21 protein-coding genes and 1 pseudogene are annotated in these 17501 nt (G+C 68.0%); 13 read left to right on the forward strand and 9 right to left on the reverse strand.

The features are described from left to right. The 4 genes from QH470_RS38075 to QH470_RS03525 form a co-directional block, all read right to left on the reverse strand. On the reverse strand, positions 1–162 hold a 162-nt coding region (locus tag QH470_RS38075; protein WP_425302596.1), incomplete at its 3' end, for a biotin carboxylase N-terminal domain-containing protein. 188 nt (positions 163–350) lie between these two features. Next, a complete protein-coding gene (locus tag QH470_RS03515) occupies positions 351–1097 on the reverse strand; it encodes a heparin-binding hemagglutinin (protein ID WP_280270792.1) in 747 nt (248 codons plus the stop codon). Continuing rightward, positions 1094–1603 carry a helix-turn-helix domain-containing protein gene (locus QH470_RS03520; protein WP_280270793.1) on the reverse strand — a complete coding sequence of 170 codons (510 nt, stop codon included), beginning with the start codon at positions 1601–1603 and terminating at the stop codon, positions 1094–1096. The genes QH470_RS03515 and QH470_RS03520 overlap by 4 nt, the downstream gene beginning before the upstream one ends. Positions 1604–1687: 84 nt before the next feature. Next, positions 1688–3073: a DUF445 domain-containing protein gene (locus QH470_RS03525; protein WP_400180990.1), complete on the reverse strand. Its 1386-nt coding sequence runs from the start codon at positions 3071–3073 to the stop codon at positions 1688–1690. Positions 3074–3321: 248 nt separating this feature from the next. On the opposite strand from QH470_RS03525, the gene QH470_RS03530 reads away from it, so the two are divergent. From QH470_RS03530 to QH470_RS03570, 9 genes are all read left to right on the forward strand, one after another. Then, a complete protein-coding gene (locus tag QH470_RS03530; protein WP_280270794.1) occupies positions 3322–3990 on the forward strand; it encodes a TetR/AcrR family transcriptional regulator in 669 nt (222 codons plus the stop codon). Between the two features lie 127 nt (positions 3991–4117). Next, a complete protein-coding gene (locus QH470_RS03535; protein WP_280270795.1) occupies positions 4118–5557 on the forward strand; it encodes an ABC1 kinase family protein in 1440 nt (479 codons plus the stop codon). A 16-nt stretch (positions 5558–5573) separates the two neighbouring features. Beyond that, the gene (locus QH470_RS03540) at positions 5574–6815 is read left to right on the forward strand and encodes a saccharopine dehydrogenase family protein (protein WP_280270796.1); all 1242 of its coding nucleotides are present in this window, start codon (positions 5574–5576) and stop codon (positions 6813–6815) included. A 202-nt stretch (positions 6816–7017) separates the two neighbouring features. Next, positions 7018–7407, forward strand: coding sequence for a hypothetical protein (locus tag QH470_RS03545; RefSeq protein WP_280270797.1), 390 nt, complete (start codon positions 7018–7020; stop codon positions 7405–7407). After that, positions 7404–7982 (forward strand): hypothetical protein, encoded by a 579-nt coding sequence (locus QH470_RS03550; RefSeq protein WP_280270798.1) that lies wholly within the window; start codon positions 7404–7406, stop codon positions 7980–7982. The genes QH470_RS03545 and QH470_RS03550 overlap by 4 nt, the downstream gene beginning before the upstream one ends. After that, a complete protein-coding gene (locus QH470_RS03555; RefSeq protein WP_280270799.1) occupies positions 7979–8698 on the forward strand; it encodes an ESX secretion-associated protein EspG in 720 nt (239 codons plus the stop codon). Before QH470_RS03550 ends, QH470_RS03555 begins: the two co-directional genes overlap by 4 nt. 57 nt (positions 8699–8755) lie before the next feature. Further along, positions 8756–9604: a polyphosphate kinase 2 family protein gene (locus QH470_RS03560; RefSeq protein ID WP_280270800.1), complete on the forward strand. Its 849-nt coding sequence runs from the start codon at positions 8756–8758 to the stop codon at positions 9602–9604. A 132-nt stretch (positions 9605–9736) separates the two neighbouring features. Next, entirely contained in the window at positions 9737–10510 is a 774-nt protein-coding gene (locus QH470_RS03565; protein WP_280270801.1) for a DsbA family protein, read from the forward strand. Beyond that, complete coding sequence (locus QH470_RS03570) at positions 10507–11067, forward strand: vitamin K epoxide reductase family protein (RefSeq protein ID WP_280270802.1); 561 nt, start codon at positions 10507–10509, stop codon at positions 11065–11067. Before QH470_RS03565 ends, QH470_RS03570 begins: the two co-directional genes overlap by 4 nt. A 25-nt stretch (positions 11068–11092) precedes the next feature. Here the strand turns inward: QH470_RS03570 and QH470_RS03575 are convergent, their stop codons facing one another. Both QH470_RS03575 and QH470_RS03580 read right to left on the reverse strand, forming a co-directional pair. After that, positions 11093–12217: a S1C family serine protease gene (locus tag QH470_RS03575; protein ID WP_280270803.1), complete on the reverse strand. Its 1125-nt coding sequence runs from the start codon at positions 12215–12217 to the stop codon at positions 11093–11095. 182 nt (positions 12218–12399) lie between these two features. Further along, positions 12400–13131, reverse strand: coding sequence for a ZIP family metal transporter (locus QH470_RS03580; RefSeq protein WP_280270804.1), 732 nt, complete (start codon positions 13129–13131; stop codon positions 12400–12402). Positions 13132–13246: 115 nt separating this feature from the next. On the opposite strand from QH470_RS03580, the gene QH470_RS03585 reads away from it, so the two are divergent. Beyond that, a complete protein-coding gene (locus QH470_RS03585; RefSeq protein WP_280270805.1) occupies positions 13247–14302 on the forward strand; it encodes an NAD(P)-dependent alcohol dehydrogenase in 1056 nt (351 codons plus the stop codon). Positions 14303–14328: 26 nt separating this feature from the next. Here the strand turns inward: QH470_RS03585 and QH470_RS03590 are convergent, their stop codons facing one another. Both QH470_RS03590 and QH470_RS03595 read right to left on the reverse strand, forming a co-directional pair. Then, positions 14329–14544: a hypothetical protein gene (locus QH470_RS03590; protein ID WP_280270806.1), complete on the reverse strand. Its 216-nt coding sequence runs from the start codon at positions 14542–14544 to the stop codon at positions 14329–14331. A gap of 576 nt (positions 14545–15120) precedes the next feature. Then, on the reverse strand, positions 15121–15309 hold the full coding sequence (locus QH470_RS03595) for a hypothetical protein (protein ID WP_280270807.1): 189 nt from the start codon (positions 15307–15309) through the stop codon (positions 15121–15123). A gap of 18 nt (positions 15310–15327) precedes the next feature. Here QH470_RS03595 and QH470_RS03600 point away from each other — a divergent pair, with 18 nt between their 5' ends. The 3 genes from QH470_RS03600 to QH470_RS03610 all read left to right on the forward strand — a co-directional run bounded on the left by QH470_RS03600 (position 15328) and on the right by QH470_RS03610 (position 17280). Beyond that, complete coding sequence (locus QH470_RS03600; protein ID WP_280270811.1) at positions 15328–16074, forward strand: DUF5753 domain-containing protein; 747 nt, start codon at positions 15328–15330, stop codon at positions 16072–16074. Continuing rightward, entirely contained in the window at positions 16071–16277 is a 207-nt protein-coding gene (locus QH470_RS03605) for a DUF397 domain-containing protein (RefSeq protein WP_280270808.1), read from the forward strand. The genes QH470_RS03600 and QH470_RS03605 overlap by 4 nt, the downstream gene beginning before the upstream one ends. A 487-nt stretch (positions 16278–16764) precedes the next feature. Continuing rightward, positions 16765–17280 (forward strand): DUF8020 domain-containing protein, encoded by a 516-nt coding sequence (locus QH470_RS03610; RefSeq protein WP_280270809.1) that lies wholly within the window; start codon positions 16765–16767, stop codon positions 17278–17280. 50 nt (positions 17281–17330) lie between these two features. On the opposite strand, the pseudogene QH470_RS03615 reads toward QH470_RS03610, so the two are convergent. Further along, a pseudogene (locus tag QH470_RS03615) lies at positions 17331–17501 on the reverse strand (amino acid permease); the annotation flags it as partial.

The raw sequence follows: 17501 nt of genomic DNA on the forward strand, positions 1-17501 counted from the left end.
CGAGCCCATCTGCTCGATGGCGGCGACCGGCGGACCGATCCAGGTCAGTCCGGCCGCGAGCACGGCGCGCGCGAAATCGGCGTTCTCGGAAAGGAATCCGTAGCCGGGGTGGATCGCGTCGGCGCCCGCGGCCAGCGCCGCGCCGAGCACCACGGCCTGCATCTGCAACTGACGGGGATCGTCGCGCAGCGCGGCCAGGCGATTCTCCGCCTCGCTCCGCTCCGCCTGCGTTCGCCCAGCACCGTTTTCGACTAGCTGTGCGGCCGCGTCGTGGCCCTCAACCCCCACCCCCCCCCCCGCGCCGCGGACGCCCTCGGCAAGGTGAGCGAGCAGGCCCGCGGCCTGCTGGGTCAGAAGATCGCCGATGAGCCCGCGGACGACGAGCCCGTCGTCGACGCCGAGGTCGTGCAGGTGACCACCGAGCCCACGCCGGCCACCGGCACCGCGAAGAAGGCGCCCGCCAAGAAGGCTCCGGCCAAGAAGGCGCCGGCGAAGAAGACCACCACCGCCAAGAAGTAAGGCGGCGTTCGGCCGCTCGAGACGCCCCCCCGGGGCCCCCGGGGGGGGGGGGGGGCGGGGGGCTCCTCGGTTATCTCCCCCCCCCGCGGGCCGGGGGCCGGCCCGCCCCCGTGGCCGCGGCCGCCCGCGGCGCGGGTGGCGAGGTCGGTGTAGAGGCCCTCGACGCGGCCGAACTGCTCGTCGAAACCGGTGCTCTCCGAACGCAGGCGGACCACCGTCTCCTCACCGCGCTCGGCAAGATCGGAGTACAGGTCCAGCAGCTGGTGGTAGTACTGGTCGGCCAGGCGGCGCAGTTCCTCGGGGGTGAAGCGCTCGCGCAGCTCGGCGATGTCGTCGGGCAGCTCCGAAGGCAGGGCGGCGACCCGCTGACGCAGCGTGCCGAACTGCTCCTGGGCATCGGCCGGCAGGGTCGACAGGCGCTCGCGGGCCTCCTCGACCCGGCCGCTGACATCGGCGGTGGCGGCGCGCTCACGGACCTTCTCGACCAGGTCGTTCACGGCGGCGTACAACGCGTCGCCGGCACCGACCGTCGCGTAGAGCGGTCGCACGGTGGCTGTGGTGGCGTGGGATTCGGTCATGGTGTTTCGTTCTCCTGGCGTGGCGGAACTTCGATAGTGCTGCCATCGGTGGCGTGATGCGGAACGTCGTTGTCCCCTCCGACGTCGTTCCCCGCGTTTTCCCGGCGGAACGATTCGTAGATGTCCAGCAGCACCTGCTTCTGCCGCTCGGTGATCACCGTGTCGGCCAGCAGGGCGTCCCGGACCGGGCTCGACGGCCTCTGTTCGAGGTAGCCGGCCCGCACGTACAAGACCTCCGAGGAGACCCGCAGACCCTTCGCGATCTGCGCGAGCACCTCGGCGGACGGGTTACGCAACCCGCGCTCGATCTGACTGAGATACGGATTGCTCACCCCCGCCAGTTGTGCGAGCTGTCGCAGCGAGACCTGCGCGGCCTCTCGTTGCGACCGGATGAAGCCTCCGATGTCGTGTGCCGCATTGACGACGCGGCCCACCCGTTCTCCGGCCGCAGACGTCTCTGCGGATTCCCCGGTGTTCTGGTCGGAAACCTCGGGCTCCTGTGCCATCACTCACCTTCCGGCGGTTGTACGGTCGATTCTAAAACAGGGTGCTAACTCTTGCAAGCACTCTAGCTAGCACCGGCACGGCGGCTACGCCGACCAGCCCGGGAACAACGCGTGTGAAATGGCGTAGATCGCCAGGCCCGCCAGCGATCCGACGACCGTTCCGTTGATCCGGATGAATTGCAGATCGCGCCCGGCCTGCAATTCGATCTTGCGACTCGCCTCATCGGCGTCCCACCGGGCAACCGTATCGCTGATCAGCGTCGCGATCTCGGCGCCGTAGTTGGAAACCAGGTACCGCACACCACGTTCCACCCACGAGTCCACCTTTTCCCGCAGCGGCGGCTCGTCCACCAGACGCTGCCCCAATTGCTGCACGTTCTCGGTGATCTTGCGGCGCAACGTGCTGTGCGGGTCGTCGGCGGATTCCAAGATCATCCGTTTGGCCGCCCGCCAGGTGGCGCGGGCCATTCCGGTGATCTCCTCGCGACCCATGATCTCCGCCTTGACCCGCTCCGCTTTCGTGATCATGGCCTCGTCGTACTGCAGATCGTGCGCGAAATCCTCGAGGAATCGGTTCGCCGCCAACCGGACCTCGTGCTCCGGATCGGAACGAATCTTCCAGGTGAATTCCACCAATTCCCGATAAATTCTCTCCGACAGCAGCACATTGACGAATTTGGGCGCCCACGACGGCGCGTCGCGCATCACGATCCGGTCCAGCGTCTCCTGGCTGCCCAGCGCCCACTGGTGCGCGCGCTCGGCGAGCAGATCCAACAGCGGCGCCTGCCGGTTCTCGGCCAGCAATTCCGAGAGCACTCGCCCGATCGGCGGGCCCCACTGCGGTTCGGCGATGCGTTTGACGATGGTGTTGTCGATGATCTGTTCGACGTCCTCGTCGCGCAGCGCGCCGATGATCGCGCGCAGGATCGTCGAGGACTCCTCCGAGACCCGGGCGGCGTGGTCGGTGTCGGCCATCCACCGTCCCAGCCGCAGCGAGAACCGGGCCGAATTCACCTTCTCCGCCACCGTGTCCGGCGACAGGAAATTCGTCCGCACGAAATCGCCCAGGCTCGTGCCGAGCTGATCCTTCTTCTTGCGGATGATCGCGGTGTGCGGGATCGGCAGCCCGAGCGGATGCCGGAACAGCGCCGTCACCGCGAACCAGTCGGCCAGCGCGCCGACCATGCCGGCCTCCGACGCCGCGCGCACGTACCCGACCCAGGACCCGCCGACGCCGCGCGACCCCAGCCAGCAACAGAACAGATAAACCACCGTGGCCGCGACCAGGAAGCCGGTCGCGACGATCTTCATCCTGCGCAGATCGCGCTTCTTGCCGGACTCGTCCATCAGATCGGCGAACGACGACGGACCCGGCGCTCCGGCTGTGTTGTTTCCCACTCCGGCAGCGGGTTCGACGGCCGTGTCCGACTCCGCGCCGACGACGGACGCACTGCTGGCAGATCGCTCCATATTTCCCATTCTGGTCGCAGCACCGGACCTGCCCGGCGTGACCCGCCCACCCCTACTCGCCGCGCCTCCGTGACCGGGCTCCCCACCGAAGACCGAACACGGGCGTTCGCGAGGACCTAAGCTGGAGGCGCCCACTACCTCCCACCAAGGAGCCCATCCTGTCCACCGAAGAACTCGTCGAGGTCGGCAAGCGCGCCGCCGGAGCGACTGCGGCACGTAAAGGGGCGGCCCCCGCACGCGCGGGCCGGGTGGACGGCCGGAAGAAGCGCTGGCATCAGCACAAGATCGATCGCCGCGAGGAACTGGTCGACGGCACACTGGCCGCGATCCGCAAACGCGGCGGCGAGGTCGGCATGGACGAGATCGCCGCCGAGATCGGCGTCTCGAAAACGGTCCTCTACCGATACTTCTCGGACAAGAGCGACCTGACCCGCGCGACCATGGAGCGGTTCATCGAGACCACCCTGATGCCGCGTATCTACGAGGCCATCAGCGACGATCTCGACGAGTACGAATTGGTGCGTAACACCCTCGCCGCCTACGTGCACACCGTCGACGCCGATACCCACGTGTACCGGTTCATCATGGGCAACGGCTCCACCACCGACAAGTCCACGCTCGCCGACTTCGAGAAGCTGTTCGCAGACGTGGTGGCGGCGGTGCTGCTGGACAAGGCGTTCGACCGCGGCATCGAGACCGAGGGCGTCCAGCTCTACGCCTATGTGCTGGTCGGCGGCGTCCAACTGGCCACGGACTGGTGGATCACGAACCGCACCATGAGCGCCGAGATGATGCTCGACCACATGACGATGATGGCCTGGAGCGCCATCGAGGGCATGGTGCGCGCGAGCGGCTCCCCGGAGAAGTTCAACGCCGACCCGCACCGCCTCCCGGCGCCCGCCGAAGCCGCGGAATAGGCCCGTCGAAGACATCCCGGCCCCCGTCGCCAACGTCTGGGCCGGACCGCGCCGCGTTGGCTAGTCTGAAGATCGGCAGGGGACGGGACGGTCGCGTCCGCCGTGCGCCGGCACCAACGGAGGTTCAATGGCGAAAGAGCTGCCGACGTCCAGATTCGCTCGGGGGACGAAATTGGGCGTGGCCGTGGCAGGCAACGTCATTCGCGCGCAACGCACCCGCCGATCCATGCGCGGCCGCTCGGAGGCGGTGCGCGCGCGGATGGCCGAGGAATCGATGCTCCGCGCCACCGAGCAGATGGTGATGGTGCTCGGCACCATGAAGGGCGTCGCCATGAAGCTCGGGCAGATGCTGTCGGTGCTGGATCTGGACTTGGTGCCGCCCGAGCATCGCGAACGCTTCCAGAAGCGGCTGGCCGTGCTGCGCGACAGCGCGCCCAATGTCTCCTTCGACACCATGCGCGCGGTGATCGAGGAGGACTTCGGCCGCCCGCTGGAGGAGACCTTCGCCGAATTCGAACCCGAGCCGATCGCGGCGGCCTCCATCGGCCAGGTGTACCGGGCTCGGCTGCACGACGGCCGCCGGGTCGCGGTGAAGGTGCAGTACCCCGGCATCGACGTGGCCGTGCGCGCGGACCTGAAGAACCTGGCCATGTTCCGCCGCGTCCTGCAATCGGCGATGCCGTGGGTGACGCCCGCGGTGCTCGACGAGTTGCGGCTGAATCTGGAGAGCGAACTCGACTACGTCGCCGAGGCGAATACGCAGCGCCAGATCGCCGACCTGTACGCCGACCATCCGTTCATCGTCGTCCCGGCCACCATGCCGGAGTTGTCGAGCACCCGCGTGCTGGTGAGCGAGTACTTCCCCGGGCGCGGCTTCGAGGAGATCCGCGGACTGCCCGCGGCCGAACGCAACCGGGTGGGCGAGATCATCTATCGCTTCTACGTCGGCTCTCTGTTCTCCTTCAACGAGTTCTGCGGCGATCCGCACCCGGGCAATCTGCTGCTGGGCGAGGACGGCCGGGTGGCGTTCCTGGACTTCGGCCTGTTCAACCGGATGGATCCCAAGCATGTGCAGGCGGAGATCGCCGGGATCCGGGCCGCCGCCGAGGATCGCGCGGAAGACCTGTGGCAGATCATGATCGACCGCGGCGTCATCGACGCGCCCGACGAGGTCAGTCCCGAGGAATGCCTGGAGTACGTGCTGGCCGCGTGCGAGTGGGCGGTGCTGGACGAGGAACTGACCATCACTCCCGAGCTGGCCAGCGGCGCGTTCGTGCTCGCCGTGGACCCGCGGGCCGGTGAGTACGCCGGGATGAAGCAGCAGAACCTGCCGCCGGAGCATCTGTTCTCCCGCCGCGCCGACTTCCTCACCTTCGGCGTGCTGGGCCAGCTGGAGGCGACCGCCAACTGGCACCGCATCGCCCGCGAATGGCTCTACGGCGATCCGCCGGTCACCGAGCTGGGCAAGGCGCACCACGCCTGGCTCGCGCAGCGACCCGACCTCGTCACTCGAACCACCGGACCGGCGCGCAAGCAGACCACCGGGAAACGACGCAAAAAAGCTTGAACAGATGGGAAACTCCATGGCAGACAGGGAATTCGATCTCGTGCTGTTCGGCGCGACCGGTTTCGTCGGCAGGCTCACCGCGGAATATCTGGCGGGCGCGGCGCCGGCCGGGGCACGGATCGCCCTGGCGGGCCGCTCACCGGAGAAGCTGACCAAGATCCGCGACGGTCTGGGCCCAGCCGCGGCGGAATGGCCACTGCTGGTAGCGGATTCGACCGATCAGTGCGCGCTGGACGGGCTCGTCGCGCGGACCAGGGTCGTGGTCACCACCGTCGGCCCGTACCTGCGCTACGGCCTGCCGCTGGCGCAGGCGTGCGCACAGGCCGGCACCCACTACGCCGACCTCACCGGCGAGCCGCTGTTCATCCGCGAATGCATCGACAGGTTCCATGACCAGGCGGTGGCGAGCGGCGCGAAGATCGTGAATTCCTGTGGCTACGACTCGATTCCGTCGGATCTGAGTGTGTATCGGCTGTACCGGCGCTCGGTCGAGGACAACACCGGCGAACTCACCGACACCACCCTGGTCGCCTGGCTCAAGGGCGGCGCCAGCGGCGGCACGATCGACTCCGGGCGCGCCATGATGGAGGCGATCGCCGCCGATCCGGCCAAGGGGTCGGTGCTGTCGCATCCGTATTCGCTGAGCCCGGACAAGGCGATGGAGCCCGATGTCGGACGGCAGTCCGATCAGGCGCTGACCCGCGCCGCGAGCATCGACCCCAGTCTCGACGGCTGGGTCGCCACATTCGTGATGGCCGCGCACAACACCAAGATCGTGCGGCGCAGCAACGGCCTGCTGGGTTGGGTGTACGGCAAGAACTTCCACTATCGCGAGGTGATGAGCGCCGGTAAGTCGGCCGCCGCGCCGCTGGTCGCGGCCGGTATCGCCGGCGGCGTCGCGGCGGGCATGGCGACCGGGGCGCTGCTGTCGAAGGTGTCGGCGGGCCGTCGACTACTCGACCGGGTGCTGCCGAAACCGGGCACCGGCCCCAGCGCGGAGGCCCGCCGCAAGGGCTGGTTCACCATGAAGACCTTCGCGCACACCACCTCCGGCGCGAAGTACGTCTGCACCTTTGCCGGACAGGGAGATCCGGGTTACCAGGCCACCGCGGTGCTGCTCGGCGAGTCCGGTCTCAGCCTCGCCTACGACGACCTGCCCGAACTGGCAGGCATTCTCACCCCCGCCGCGGCGATGGGCGACCCCCTCACCGACCGCCTGCGCCGGGCCGGGATGACCATCGAGGTCGAGCGGGCCTGAAAACCGCTGCCTGGCAACGACGTCCCAGGTGCGCCACGCCCGCGCGGATCCGAGTCCGGAAACTCGTATCGCGCAACGCCTTTCACAAGCCGCCCCGGTCGAGGGTGTGCCGGGTCACAACCTCGACCCGCGCCGCCGGAGGTTACGCTCCGGTAATGTCCCGATCGGGACAGGTGGGTGGTGAGTGGAAGGGGGCAGTCGGGTGGGTGTACCGGATACCGGACAGCAGGCCGCTCGCGAACTCTATGCCGCGGCAACGGGTTCCGGCGGCAGGGCCTTCGAGATCGCCGAGGATGTCGCGCGCAACCTGGCCGCGGCGTGTGACCGGCTGGTCGAGGATCTCCAGAAGGCCCGGGCCACCGAACATCAGCTGACCACCGTCACCGGTTTCGCCGACCTGCCCTCGGGCCATCAGCTCACCCGCGGCTTCGCGGGCAAGGGCCGCGAATACCTCGATACCGTGCTCTCGTTCCAGGAGACGGCGCTGCTGTTCAAGGCCGCGTACCTGGCCGCGGGCAAGCATTTCGCCGAGGCCGAGGCCGCCAACCGGGCCGCCGTGGAACTGGCCGCCACCCGTTGGGAGGACCGGTGACCCCGGACGAGGCCGACCCGCCCTACGTTCCGGATCGGGAACTGTTCGGCGCGCATACGCACCAGGAGCTGTGGGACCGCGTGCACGAGGCGCTGGACCCGGGCGCGCTGGGGCAGGCGGCCGACGCCTGGCACCGCAATGCCGAACTGGTCGGCGAGGCGTTCCGCGCGTTCTCCGACAGCACCAATGCCGAGTTCGCCCGCTGGACCGGCCAGGCCCGGGACGCGGCGTTGCGGGCCACCCGGGATCTGGTCGCCCGCGGGACCGCGATGTCGGAGGTCTGCGCCGCGGTACAGCGGCTGCTGGAATCCGATGCCGAAGCCGCACAAGCCATTCGGGACGCGATACCGCCGCCGCCACCGCCGTACCGGCCACTGGACGATCCGGCCGCCGAGGCGGTGCACGGCGGCCACCGCCGGATGGAATACGACCTGCACGCCGCGGCCGCCCTCGCCGACGCCCGCGACGTGATGGCCTACGTCTACAACCCGACCCTGCCCGCGTCCGGGGACCGCGTTCCCCGGTTCGCGCCGGCGCCATCCGGGCCCGGCTCGAGCGGGGGTCACCAGCAGTGAAATGGGTTCTCACCCCGGACGAGTTCACACACGTCTGGGCTACCGAGACCGGTCTGGACCGCCGTCCTTACCCCGTAAATTTGCTGCCCGCGGCCACCGCACGCACCGAATCCGAGTACGCCGCACTGGGTTTGCGCAGCCGCTACGCCCGCAACACCGACCCGGATCTGACCGCGGCGCTGATGCTGTGCGCCCGGACCGACGCCACCACCATCACGATCACCGGACAGCGTTCGGGCGCCGCCGACCCGGCCGCACCGGAACGCATCCTCGCCTTCGCCGCCGTCGTGCACCATCACGCCGGGCTCCTCGTCGCGGGCCCCGACACCGTGACCGTCACGGTCTGCCACGCCCGCGCGCTGGGCGCCAAGCTGGTGGAGGTGGTGGGCTCGGCGCCGCCCGGCCGGCAGGCGGCGATGCGCGAACCGCAGGACGAGGTACTGAAGCCGGATCCGCCGCCCCCGCTGGCCACCAACGGCCGCGGTGGCGCCGCCCGCTTCCGTCGCAAATTGCGCGAACCGGTCGACGCGCGCGGATTCATCACGGTGAGCGTGTCCCCCGACAACCCGATGTCGCCGCCGACCCGCCACCGCACCTGGCTTGACTTCAGTGGCGACGGCCGCTACCTGCTGACCACTGCCGCCGACCTCGTCCTGACGCCGGTGTCCGACACCGACTTCGCGGGCCAGCTGATGAAGCTGGCGGGTATCCCCTGAGCGAGTCCGAGTGGCGTAGCGCCGGTAACCGGCGGCGGCCGCGCATACTGCACAGTTATGGCGAAATCCCCGTGGTCCGAACCGGTCGCCCAGGCCCTGCGCGCCGACGGCATCGAGCTGGCAGCGCTGCATCCTTCCGCCACACCGGGTTTCGAGGGCGGCAAGGCGGCCGGTGCGCGGTTGCTGGCCGAGCGCAGCCGGGTGCTGTCGGACCTGCAGGAAAAGCTGTTCGCCAACGGCCGCTCGGGCGATTCCCGCAGCGTGCTGCTGGTGCTGCAGGGCATGGACACCGCCGGTAAGGGCGGGATCGTGCGGCACGTCATCGGCTCGGTGGATCCGCAGGGCGTCGACCATGCCGCCTTCGGCGTGCCCACTCCCGCGGAGAAGCGCCACCACTACCTGTGGCGGATCCGCAAGCAGTTGCCGCGCGGCGGCCAGATCGGGGTGTTCGATCGCTCCCACTACGAGGACGTCCTGGTGGTCCGGGTGCACAACCTGGTGCCGCCGGAGGTCTGGAGCACCCGCTACGACGAGATCAACGAGTTCGAGCGCGAACTGGTCGATGCCGGCACCACGCTGGTCAAGGTGGCCATGTTCGTCTCGCTGGACGAGCAGAAGAAGCGGCTGGCGCGGCGACTGGACCGGCGCGACAAGTACTGGAAGTTCAACCCCGCCGACATCGATGAGCGCGGCTTCTGGCCGGCGTACCGGGAGGCCTACCAGGCGATGCTGGACCGCACCTCGACCGCGCACGCCCCCTGGTACGTGCTGCCCGCCGATCGGAAATGGTTTTCCCGGCTGGCCGTCACCGAGTTGCTGATCGATGCGCTGAGCGGCCTCGACCTGGACTGGCCGCCCGCGCGATTCGACGTCGAGGAACAGAAACGCCGCCTCGCCGCCTCCTGACGCGGCGGCCGATCCGCCCGAATCTCGAGGCTTTCTCAGGATCACCGGTGCGCTCGCGTCGGTCTCGACCCGTACCATCGCAGACGGCACCGGACGGCTGTCCGCACGAAGACACAGGAAGGCGACTCGAAGGTGAGCAAGAATCCGCGTGGTAAGAACCCACTGGCGTCGGTGCAGGGTACGGATCGCACCCGCACCATCTTGATCCAGGTGGGTGTCGGGGCCGTGCTGGTCGCGCTCATCGCCGCCATCGGCATCAGTGTCGCGGTGAAGCAGTCGAAGAAGAACGATCCCGGCCCCACCCCGTCGGTCGCCGCCCAGCCGGCCGGTCCGGACGCCGTTTCCGGTTCCATCACCGACAACGGCGCCATTCGCGTCGGCAAGCCCGGCGCCAAGGTCACCGTGCGCGTCGTCGCCGACCTGCAGTGCCCGGCCTGCCAGGCGTTCGAACAGGCCAACGGCAAGGTGCTCGAGGACGAGGTGCAGGCCGGTACGGCCGCGGTCGAGTACAACGTGATCGCCTTCCTGGACAAGATGTCGTCGGGGACGCGGTACTCCTCGCGCGGCGCGAATGCCGCCTACTGCGTGGCCGAGGCCGACCCCACCAAGTTCCTGCCCTGGCTGACCACCATGTACCAGCAGCAGCCGCCGGAGAACGGCACCGGCCTGACCGACGAGCAGATCGTGCAGATCACGCAGGCCGCCGGCTATACCGACCCGGCCACCGCGGAGTGCATCACCGGCGCCAAGTACGACAAGTACGTGCAGAAGATCACCAAGGACGTGCTGGGCGAGGGCATCCAGTCCACGCCGTCGGTGTTCGTGAACGGCAACGCGGTCAAGAGTTCGCAGGAACTCATGCAGCCGGACGGCCTGCGCCAGACCATCGAGGCCGCCGCGAAGTGACCCCTTCACGTTCCGCGTGGATCCTGCTGATCGGCGGGCTCGCGGGCTGGATCGCCTCGGTCACACTGACCGTGGAGCGGTTCAAGCTGTTCATGGATCCCGACTACAAGCCCTCGTGCAGCATCAACCCGATCCTGTCGTGCGGGTCGGTGATGGATACCGATCAGGCCGCGGTGTTCGGATTCCCCAACCCGCTGATCGGCGTGGTCGGGTTCTCGGTGCTGGTGACGCTGGCCGTGCTCGCCGTCGCCGGAGTCGGCTTCCCGAGCTGGATCTGGGGCGGGCTGTGGCTGGGCCTGGCGCTCGGGATCGTCTTCATCGGCTGGCTGATCTTCCAGAGCCTGTACCGGATCAACGCGCTGTGCCCGTACTGCATGGTGGTGTGGGCCGCCACGCCGATCCTGCTGGCGGTGGTCACCGATCAGCTGTGGCGCGACGCCCGCGGGCCGCTGCGCATCGTCGCGGAGTGGCGCTGGACCGTCGTGGTGGTGTTCTACGCGGTGGTGCTGCTGCTGGTGTTCCTGCGGTTCCAGGACTACTGGATGTCGCTGGTCTGAGGCGGCACACGTCCCCTCGGGATGGTTAGTTGGGCGGACCCGCCGCGAGCACCACGACGGCGGTGCGCTGGGAACCATCGGGCGCGGTGAGGTCCAGATGCACGGCATCGTTCGGTTTGCGCTGATTGAGAATGGCTTTCAGCGTTTGCACGGAGGTGACCGCGCGCCCATCGATGGCCGTGATCACCTCCCCTTCGGAGAGTCCGGCGGTGTAGGCGGGCATGCCGTAGACCGCGGATTCGATGCGCGCCCCCGCGGGCTTGGCGTTCGAGGTGATCACCCCCAGCGTGGCGGTGGGGCCCACGTGCACGGTGTCGGTCGGCATGCCCGAGCGGATCTGACGGACCACGCGCATGGCCGTATCGATCGGCACCGCGTAACCGCTCGCCCGGCCCGCCGCCTTCGCCAGATCACCGGTCGCGGCGGTGACGACGCCGACCACCGCGCCGTAGCGGTCGGCGAGCGCGCCGCCGGACTGCCCGGAGACCACCGGCGCGGCCACCTCGACCATTCCGGTCAATACCTTGCTCGAGTAGTCGGCGGAATCGCGCGCGGTGATCGAGGACCCGAGCGCCGTCACCGTGCCGGGTGTCGCAGTCGGGGTGCCGGTACCGCCCGCATTGCCGACGGCCAGCACCTCGTCACCGATGCGCAGCGCGGCCGAGCTACCGATGCGGGCCACCGGCAGATTCCCGGCGTTCGACAGCGACAGCAGCGCGATATCGGCGTCGGAGTCGTAGCCGAGCACCGTCGCGGCGTACCGGCCGCCGGTCCCGATGTCTCCGACGCTGATCGACTGCGCGCCCTTGACCACGTGGTGGCTGGTGAGCACCTGCCCGTCGGCGGTGAGCACGATGCCCGAGCCCGCCGCGCTCGTCCCGGCCGGCCGGATGGAAACGTTGATATTGGCCAGCTCGGGCTCCACCGCCGCGGCGACCGCGGCGGGGTCCATCGGCGGCAGCGGCGGGCCGAGCAGCGTCGCGGTGGGGTGGCCGACGTCGAAGGCCCAGCGCGGCAGGTCGCCCGCGTAGCCGAGGAAAGCGGCCCCGGCCAGCACCACCACGCACAGCGTGGCCATGGCGCGGCCCACCCGCACCGGTCGTCCGGCCCTACCCGCGCCTCGGTCGTCGGATCGCCGATCGTCGTACATGGCCACTCCCGCCTCGTGCGCACCCGTCGGGCTCCGGCGATTGTGTTTCTATATGTAGCAGCACCGCGAGCCGGGCGCGCCCGTTCTCGTGATACCTGTTTACCGCTCGACTGTTTCGGCCCGGTTGTCGGCCCGATACCGGCAATGATCCTGGGCGAGCCGAGGTTTCGCGACCCGGCCCGTCAATGATTCAGGGCCGCGACCGCGAACATGACGGCCGCTCCGGCGATCGTGCACAGCAGCACCAGCCGCGACGGCCGCCCGGCATGCGCCTCGGGCAGGATGTCGCCGGTCGCGAGATACAGCAGGAAGCCCGCGAAGTAGCCCAGGTACAGCCCGGCCAGATCGGCGGGAATGTGGACGAGCGTGCCGATCACCGCGCCCACCACCGGAGCCAGCGCGTCGAGCCACAACAGCAGCAGCGCCCGCCGATGGGCATTGCCGTACAGGGTCGGAATCGTGAAGGCGTTGAAGCCGTCGGCGAAGTCGTGGCAGATCACCGCGATCGCCACGGAGACGCCGAGCGCGGTCCCGGCCTGGAAGCCGACGCCGATGCTGAGGCCGTCGAGCATGCTGTGGAAGATCAGGCCGCAGGCGGCGACGATGCCGACCGATCGGAAATCGTGGGTGTGCCTGCCGAATTCGCTCTCGTGCCCGACGTGGATGGCCGTCGCCTGCTCGATGATGTGCACGGTGAAGAAGCCCACGACCGCCGCGACGACCGCGCCGGGCACCCCCGCCACCGTGTAGGACGACTCCGCCAGCGCGTCCGGGATCAGGTCGAAGGCGACCACGCCGAGCATGACGCCCGCCGCCAAGCCGAGCACGACGCGCTTGCGCTCGCCGATGCGGGCCGCGACCAGTCCGCCCGCCAGCGTCGAGATCAGGGAGATCAGCGAAAGCAGAATCGCCACGACGATCAGCATGTGGCACGGGCGAGCGCATATCGGGCAAATCCGGCCCGCGAGTTTTCCACGGCCCGGCCGGGCCGTTTGCCAAAGTAAACAATGCGGGAGTAGGCATGAACGCATGACCACGACCGCCGCCGCCTACGCCGTCTCGGGTCCCGAGGGGCCCTTCGCCAAGACCACGATCGAGCGCCGCGACCTCGGGCCGCACGATGTGCTGATCGACATCAAGTACGCGGGCATCTGTCATTCCGACATCCACACCGCCCGCGACGAGTGGCACGGCACCAGCTACCCCTGCGTCCCCGGACACGAGATCGCGGGCATCGTCGCCGCGGTCGGCTCGGCGGTGACCAAGTACCGGGCCGGCGATCGCGTCGGCGTCGGCTGCATGGTCGACTCGTGCGGCGAATGCGGACCCTGCGTCGCGGGCGAGGAGCAGTACTGCACCCGCGGCGCCGTGATGACCTACAACACCGCGGTGCCCGAGGAGGCCCAGCCGGGCGGCCACACCTACGGCGGTTACTCGACGCAGGTGGTCGTGACCGAGCATTTCGTGCTGTCGATCCCTGAGGGCATCGGCCTCGACGTGGCCGCGCCGCTGCTGTGCGCCGGGGTGACGCTGTTCTCGCCGCTGCGGCACTGGAACGCCGGGCCGGGCAAGAAGGTCGCGATCATCGGCATGGGCGGTCTCGGGCATATCGGAGTGAAGATCGCCGCGGCGATGGGCGCGGAGGTGACGGTGCTCAGCCACTCGCTGAGCAAGCAGGACGACGGCCGCCGCTTCGGCGCCCACCACTACTACGCCACCAGCGACAAGGAAACCTTCCGGACATTGCGCGGCGAATTCGACCTGATCCTCAACACCGTCTCCGCCGATCTGCCCATGGACCGGTACATGAAACTCCTGAACCTGGACGGCACCCTGGTCATCCTCGGCCTGCCCGACAATCCACTCGAGGTGAAACCGTTCACCCTGGCCGGTTTCCGCCGCTCCCTCGCCGGCTCGATGATCGGCGGCATCCCGCAAACCCAGGAGATGCTGAACTTCTGCGCCGCACACGGCATCGGCGCGGAAATCGAGGTGATCTCCGCCGACCGCATCGACGAGGCGTACGACCGAGTGGTCGCCAGCGACGTACGCTACCGCTTCGTCATCGACGCCGCGACCATGTGAGGCCGGGCTAGCCGTCGCCGTACGGCTCAGGTGTCCAGCCATTGCTCGATCTCCTCCAACTGCGCGGCGGCACAGACAATCTCGCGATTATCAGCGTCCAGCAACAGCCATTCGGCCCCGCTCCGGTGACCGCGCACGAGGATGTAGCCCAACCGCTCGGCCCTGGCCGCCAGGCGACGGATACGCGCGGAGGCCACGTCCCGATGCGTCCACCGCAGATACTTGTCGATCGAGTTCTTCACGAGTCCACCCGAAGTTGTTGGCGCCGAGAGGAATCCGGGACGATTCGACCCGCCGCCACGAGCGCGTCGAACGCGGCCCGCTTCCGCGCACAGCCGTGCTCCCGGTGCACCTGCATCCACCTGTGTGCCTCGGCGACCGTGAACGGCTCCTCCGGCGGGCCGCACACCCACACCTGCGCCCACTCCCCCGCACATCGCCGAGTCGCGGGTTTAGGAGTCGGCGCGGGCTGCTGCGGTGGTTCACCCGGCCACACGCACCCGACCGCAAGCACCGCGACACCACACGCCGCGACGACAGTCACGATGCTCGCCAACACATTCCACGTCTGCACCGCCGTTCACCGGCCATGGGCAACAACGAATCCGACCGCCCTCAGTCGGCCGGTCCGGACGGATCTTTGCGCCTGCTCGATCACTTGCCCGTACGTCATCGCTTCTCCGAAACCTGGTTGGGGAAAGGTGGTAGAGCGCCTCGGACCTCGCATGGCGGAAGGTTTGCCGCTGCGGCTACTTCCGGATGCATGACCCAGCTCACACCTCGATGCCCGCCCGCACAATCGTTTCCACGAACAATCTTCACTGCGAAAAAACGAACTGGGCTAGGCTGGCGGCGCTGTTTGCCCTGCTCAATGAATGGAGGAGGATGTGCCAGCTCAGCCGAACGTCCCATCGGTACCCCGTCGACAGGTTGCGCGCATCCTGTCCAAGCTTCACCGAGAATCCGGTCTCTACATCAAGGACGTCGCCGAACAGGTCGATCTCCATCACACGACCGTGACGAAGATGCTCAAAGGTCAACCGTGCAAGCTCAAGCACATCTACATCGATAAACTGTGTGAGATCTACCGCGCCTCGCCGGAAATCAAAGAGAATCTGAAAACCCTTGCTACGGAGGCGGAGTCAGCAAAGGGCTGGTGGCACAGTCTCGGTAATACCGAATCCATGAGTCAGCTGAGCACATACATCGCTCTCGAAGGCGCCGCCACGGCTCTCTCGATTTATCAGAACGCACGCATCCCTGGCCTGCTGCAGACAGCGGACTACGCCCGAGCCCTGCTCAGCACCAGTCCCGACCTGACAGCCGAGGAGGTCGAGCGCCACGTCGAGGTTCGATTGAGCAGGCAAGCCGCCTCGAGCGCTGCCAGGCCGAGGCTGGATGTGATTCTCGACGAGAGTGTCATCCGCCGACCGATCAGCGATCCGAGTTCGGCGACCGGTCAGATTCGCCGGATCATCTCCGCGTCCCGGCTTCCAGACGTCCACATTCGACTGGTGCCTTTCGACAACGGCCTCCACCCGGGCATCGAGGCAGGCCCCTTCATCATCCTGGAGTTCGACGCCCCTCGCGACATAGGGCCGGAGCCGCCGGTCGTCTACGTCGAATCCGGTGTGGGCAGCGCCCTGTACTTCGAGAAGGAGGATCAAGTGGCCCGGTATCGTCGCTATTGGGCCGGCATCGAGCGGGCTGCGTTGAGCGCGACGAAGACTCGCGCTTATCTGTCCAAGGTCGTGAAGGAGTTACCTCGGTGAGCATCCCGAATGCCGAGTGGTTCAAGAGCAGCTACAGCACACAGTCCGGCGAGTGCGTCGAAGTCGCTTTCCTCGATGACGGTGGGGTCGGAGTTCGTGACTCGAAAGACCCCGGTGGAGCGGTTTTGAGGTTCGTGCCCGGAGAATGGGACGCCTTCACGGTGGGAGTGAAAGAGGGCAGGTTCGGCGGTCCCCAAGGCTGACGTTCGTGTGGCGGCGACCGATGGAATAGGTTGCCGCCACAACCTTCTCGAAGTACCGGGCGTGGCCTACGACACAGTCGCATCGCACCACCGACAGGCAAGAACATCCCCGACGTTCCGATCCGACGCGCCGTGATCGGAAACAATTTCACTCAACCGCCTTGTGCAGCAGCAAAGTCGAGGCACTATCTGCGGGTTGCGCATCGCACATGTTCAACAGTGCGGAATCCGTTGCGCGACAGATCTTCAGATAATACCCAGCAATCGCTATTAGTCCCCCTCCTGGGAACTTCTCGCGCGACAAAGCAAACCGAGTGCCCTATGGTCTATCCCGGTCGCCCAATCCGGGGCAGACAAGCGGGAGGAATTAACAAGAATGAAGTTCGGAAAGATCACTGCTACCGTTTTCATGGCGATTGCCGCGACGGGGATCACGGCGGCAACCGCACATGGCGAGTCGGCGACGGTTAACGAGCAGCCGGCGGCAGTGACGGCGGGGGATGCAACTTCCGGCGTCGATCACGGAGTCAACTACCACACCACCGTTTCGCCGGTGGATCGCGCGGTCACCACCACTGTCGAGAACGGCCGGTTCGAGGTCGCGCAGAACGGCACCGTGGTGCTCCGTGCCGCGGACGGCTCGACACTCACCGAGCTGCCGCAGACCTACGAGCTCGGTGGACGCTCGATTCCCGTCGCGCAGCTGGTCGCCGCGGACGGTCACGAGGTGACCCTGACCCCGCAGCCCAGCGCCGAGGACATCGCCGAGCTGAAGAACATCGGCGCGATCGACAATCTTCGCGATCAGGTCATCAAGAACGGCGTCGGCGTGGTCATCGGCGTCATCGTGGGCGGTTTCATCGGCGCCCTGCTGGGCTTCGGAATTCTGTCGCTGATCACCGCGCCCATCGGCTGGGTCGTGGGCGGTATCGCCGGCGGATACATCCAGGGTGGCCAGGAATTCCTGGACGCCGTGCAGGCTGCCGCCACCGGCCAGCCGTGATCGCACGCAGCTGACGGCAATTGCGCCCGGGGGGGTTTGGTGCGCCCCGGCGCGTTTGTTTTAAAGCGCCCCCCCCGGGTCCAGTGGAAGAAGTACATCCAGCCGACCGCGTACGCGAGCTTCTCGCCGTAGAACTCACGGGCGTAGGAGACGAACGACCCCGACGACGGTCGGCGCAGCACCAGCTCGCCCAGCGCGCGCAGCACGAAGAAGACGAACAC

The organism is Nocardia wallacei (assembly GCF_029868745.1).
Taxonomy (GTDB): Bacteria; Actinomycetota; Actinomycetes; order Mycobacteriales; family Mycobacteriaceae; genus Nocardia; species Nocardia wallacei_B.

Coding starts and splice junctions, on each gene's coding strand:
- QH470_RS03515 (WP_280270792.1), bottom strand. CDS start 1,097: ATGACCGAATCCCACGCCACCACAGCCACCGTGCGACCGCTCTACGCG.
- QH470_RS03520 (WP_280270793.1), bottom strand. CDS start 1,603: ATGGCACAGGAGCCCGAGGTTTCCGACCAGAACACCGGGGAATCCGCA.
- QH470_RS03525 (WP_400180990.1), bottom strand. CDS start 3,073: ATGGAGCGATCTGCCAGCAGTGCGTCCGTCGTCGGCGCGGAGTCGGAC.
- QH470_RS03535 (WP_280270795.1), top strand. CDS start 4,118: ATGGCGAAAGAGCTGCCGACGTCCAGATTCGCTCGGGGGACGAAATTG.
- QH470_RS03540 (WP_280270796.1), top strand. CDS start 5,574: ATGGCAGACAGGGAATTCGATCTCGTGCTGTTCGGCGCGACCGGTTTC.
- QH470_RS03560 (WP_280270800.1), top strand. CDS start 8,756: ATGGCGAAATCCCCGTGGTCCGAACCGGTCGCCCAGGCCCTGCGCGCC.
- QH470_RS03575 (WP_280270803.1), bottom strand. CDS start 12,217: ATGTACGACGATCGGCGATCCGACGACCGAGGCGCGGGTAGGGCCGGA.
- QH470_RS03585 (WP_280270805.1), top strand. CDS start 13,247: ATGACCACGACCGCCGCCGCCTACGCCGTCTCGGGTCCCGAGGGGCCC.
- QH470_RS03595 (WP_280270807.1), bottom strand. CDS start 15,309: ATGGAGATCGACCTGTTCGGCGACGTCCTTGATGTAGAGACCGGATTC.
- QH470_RS03600 (WP_280270811.1), top strand. CDS start 15,328: ATGCTCAAAGGTCAACCGTGCAAGCTCAAGCACATCTACATCGATAAA.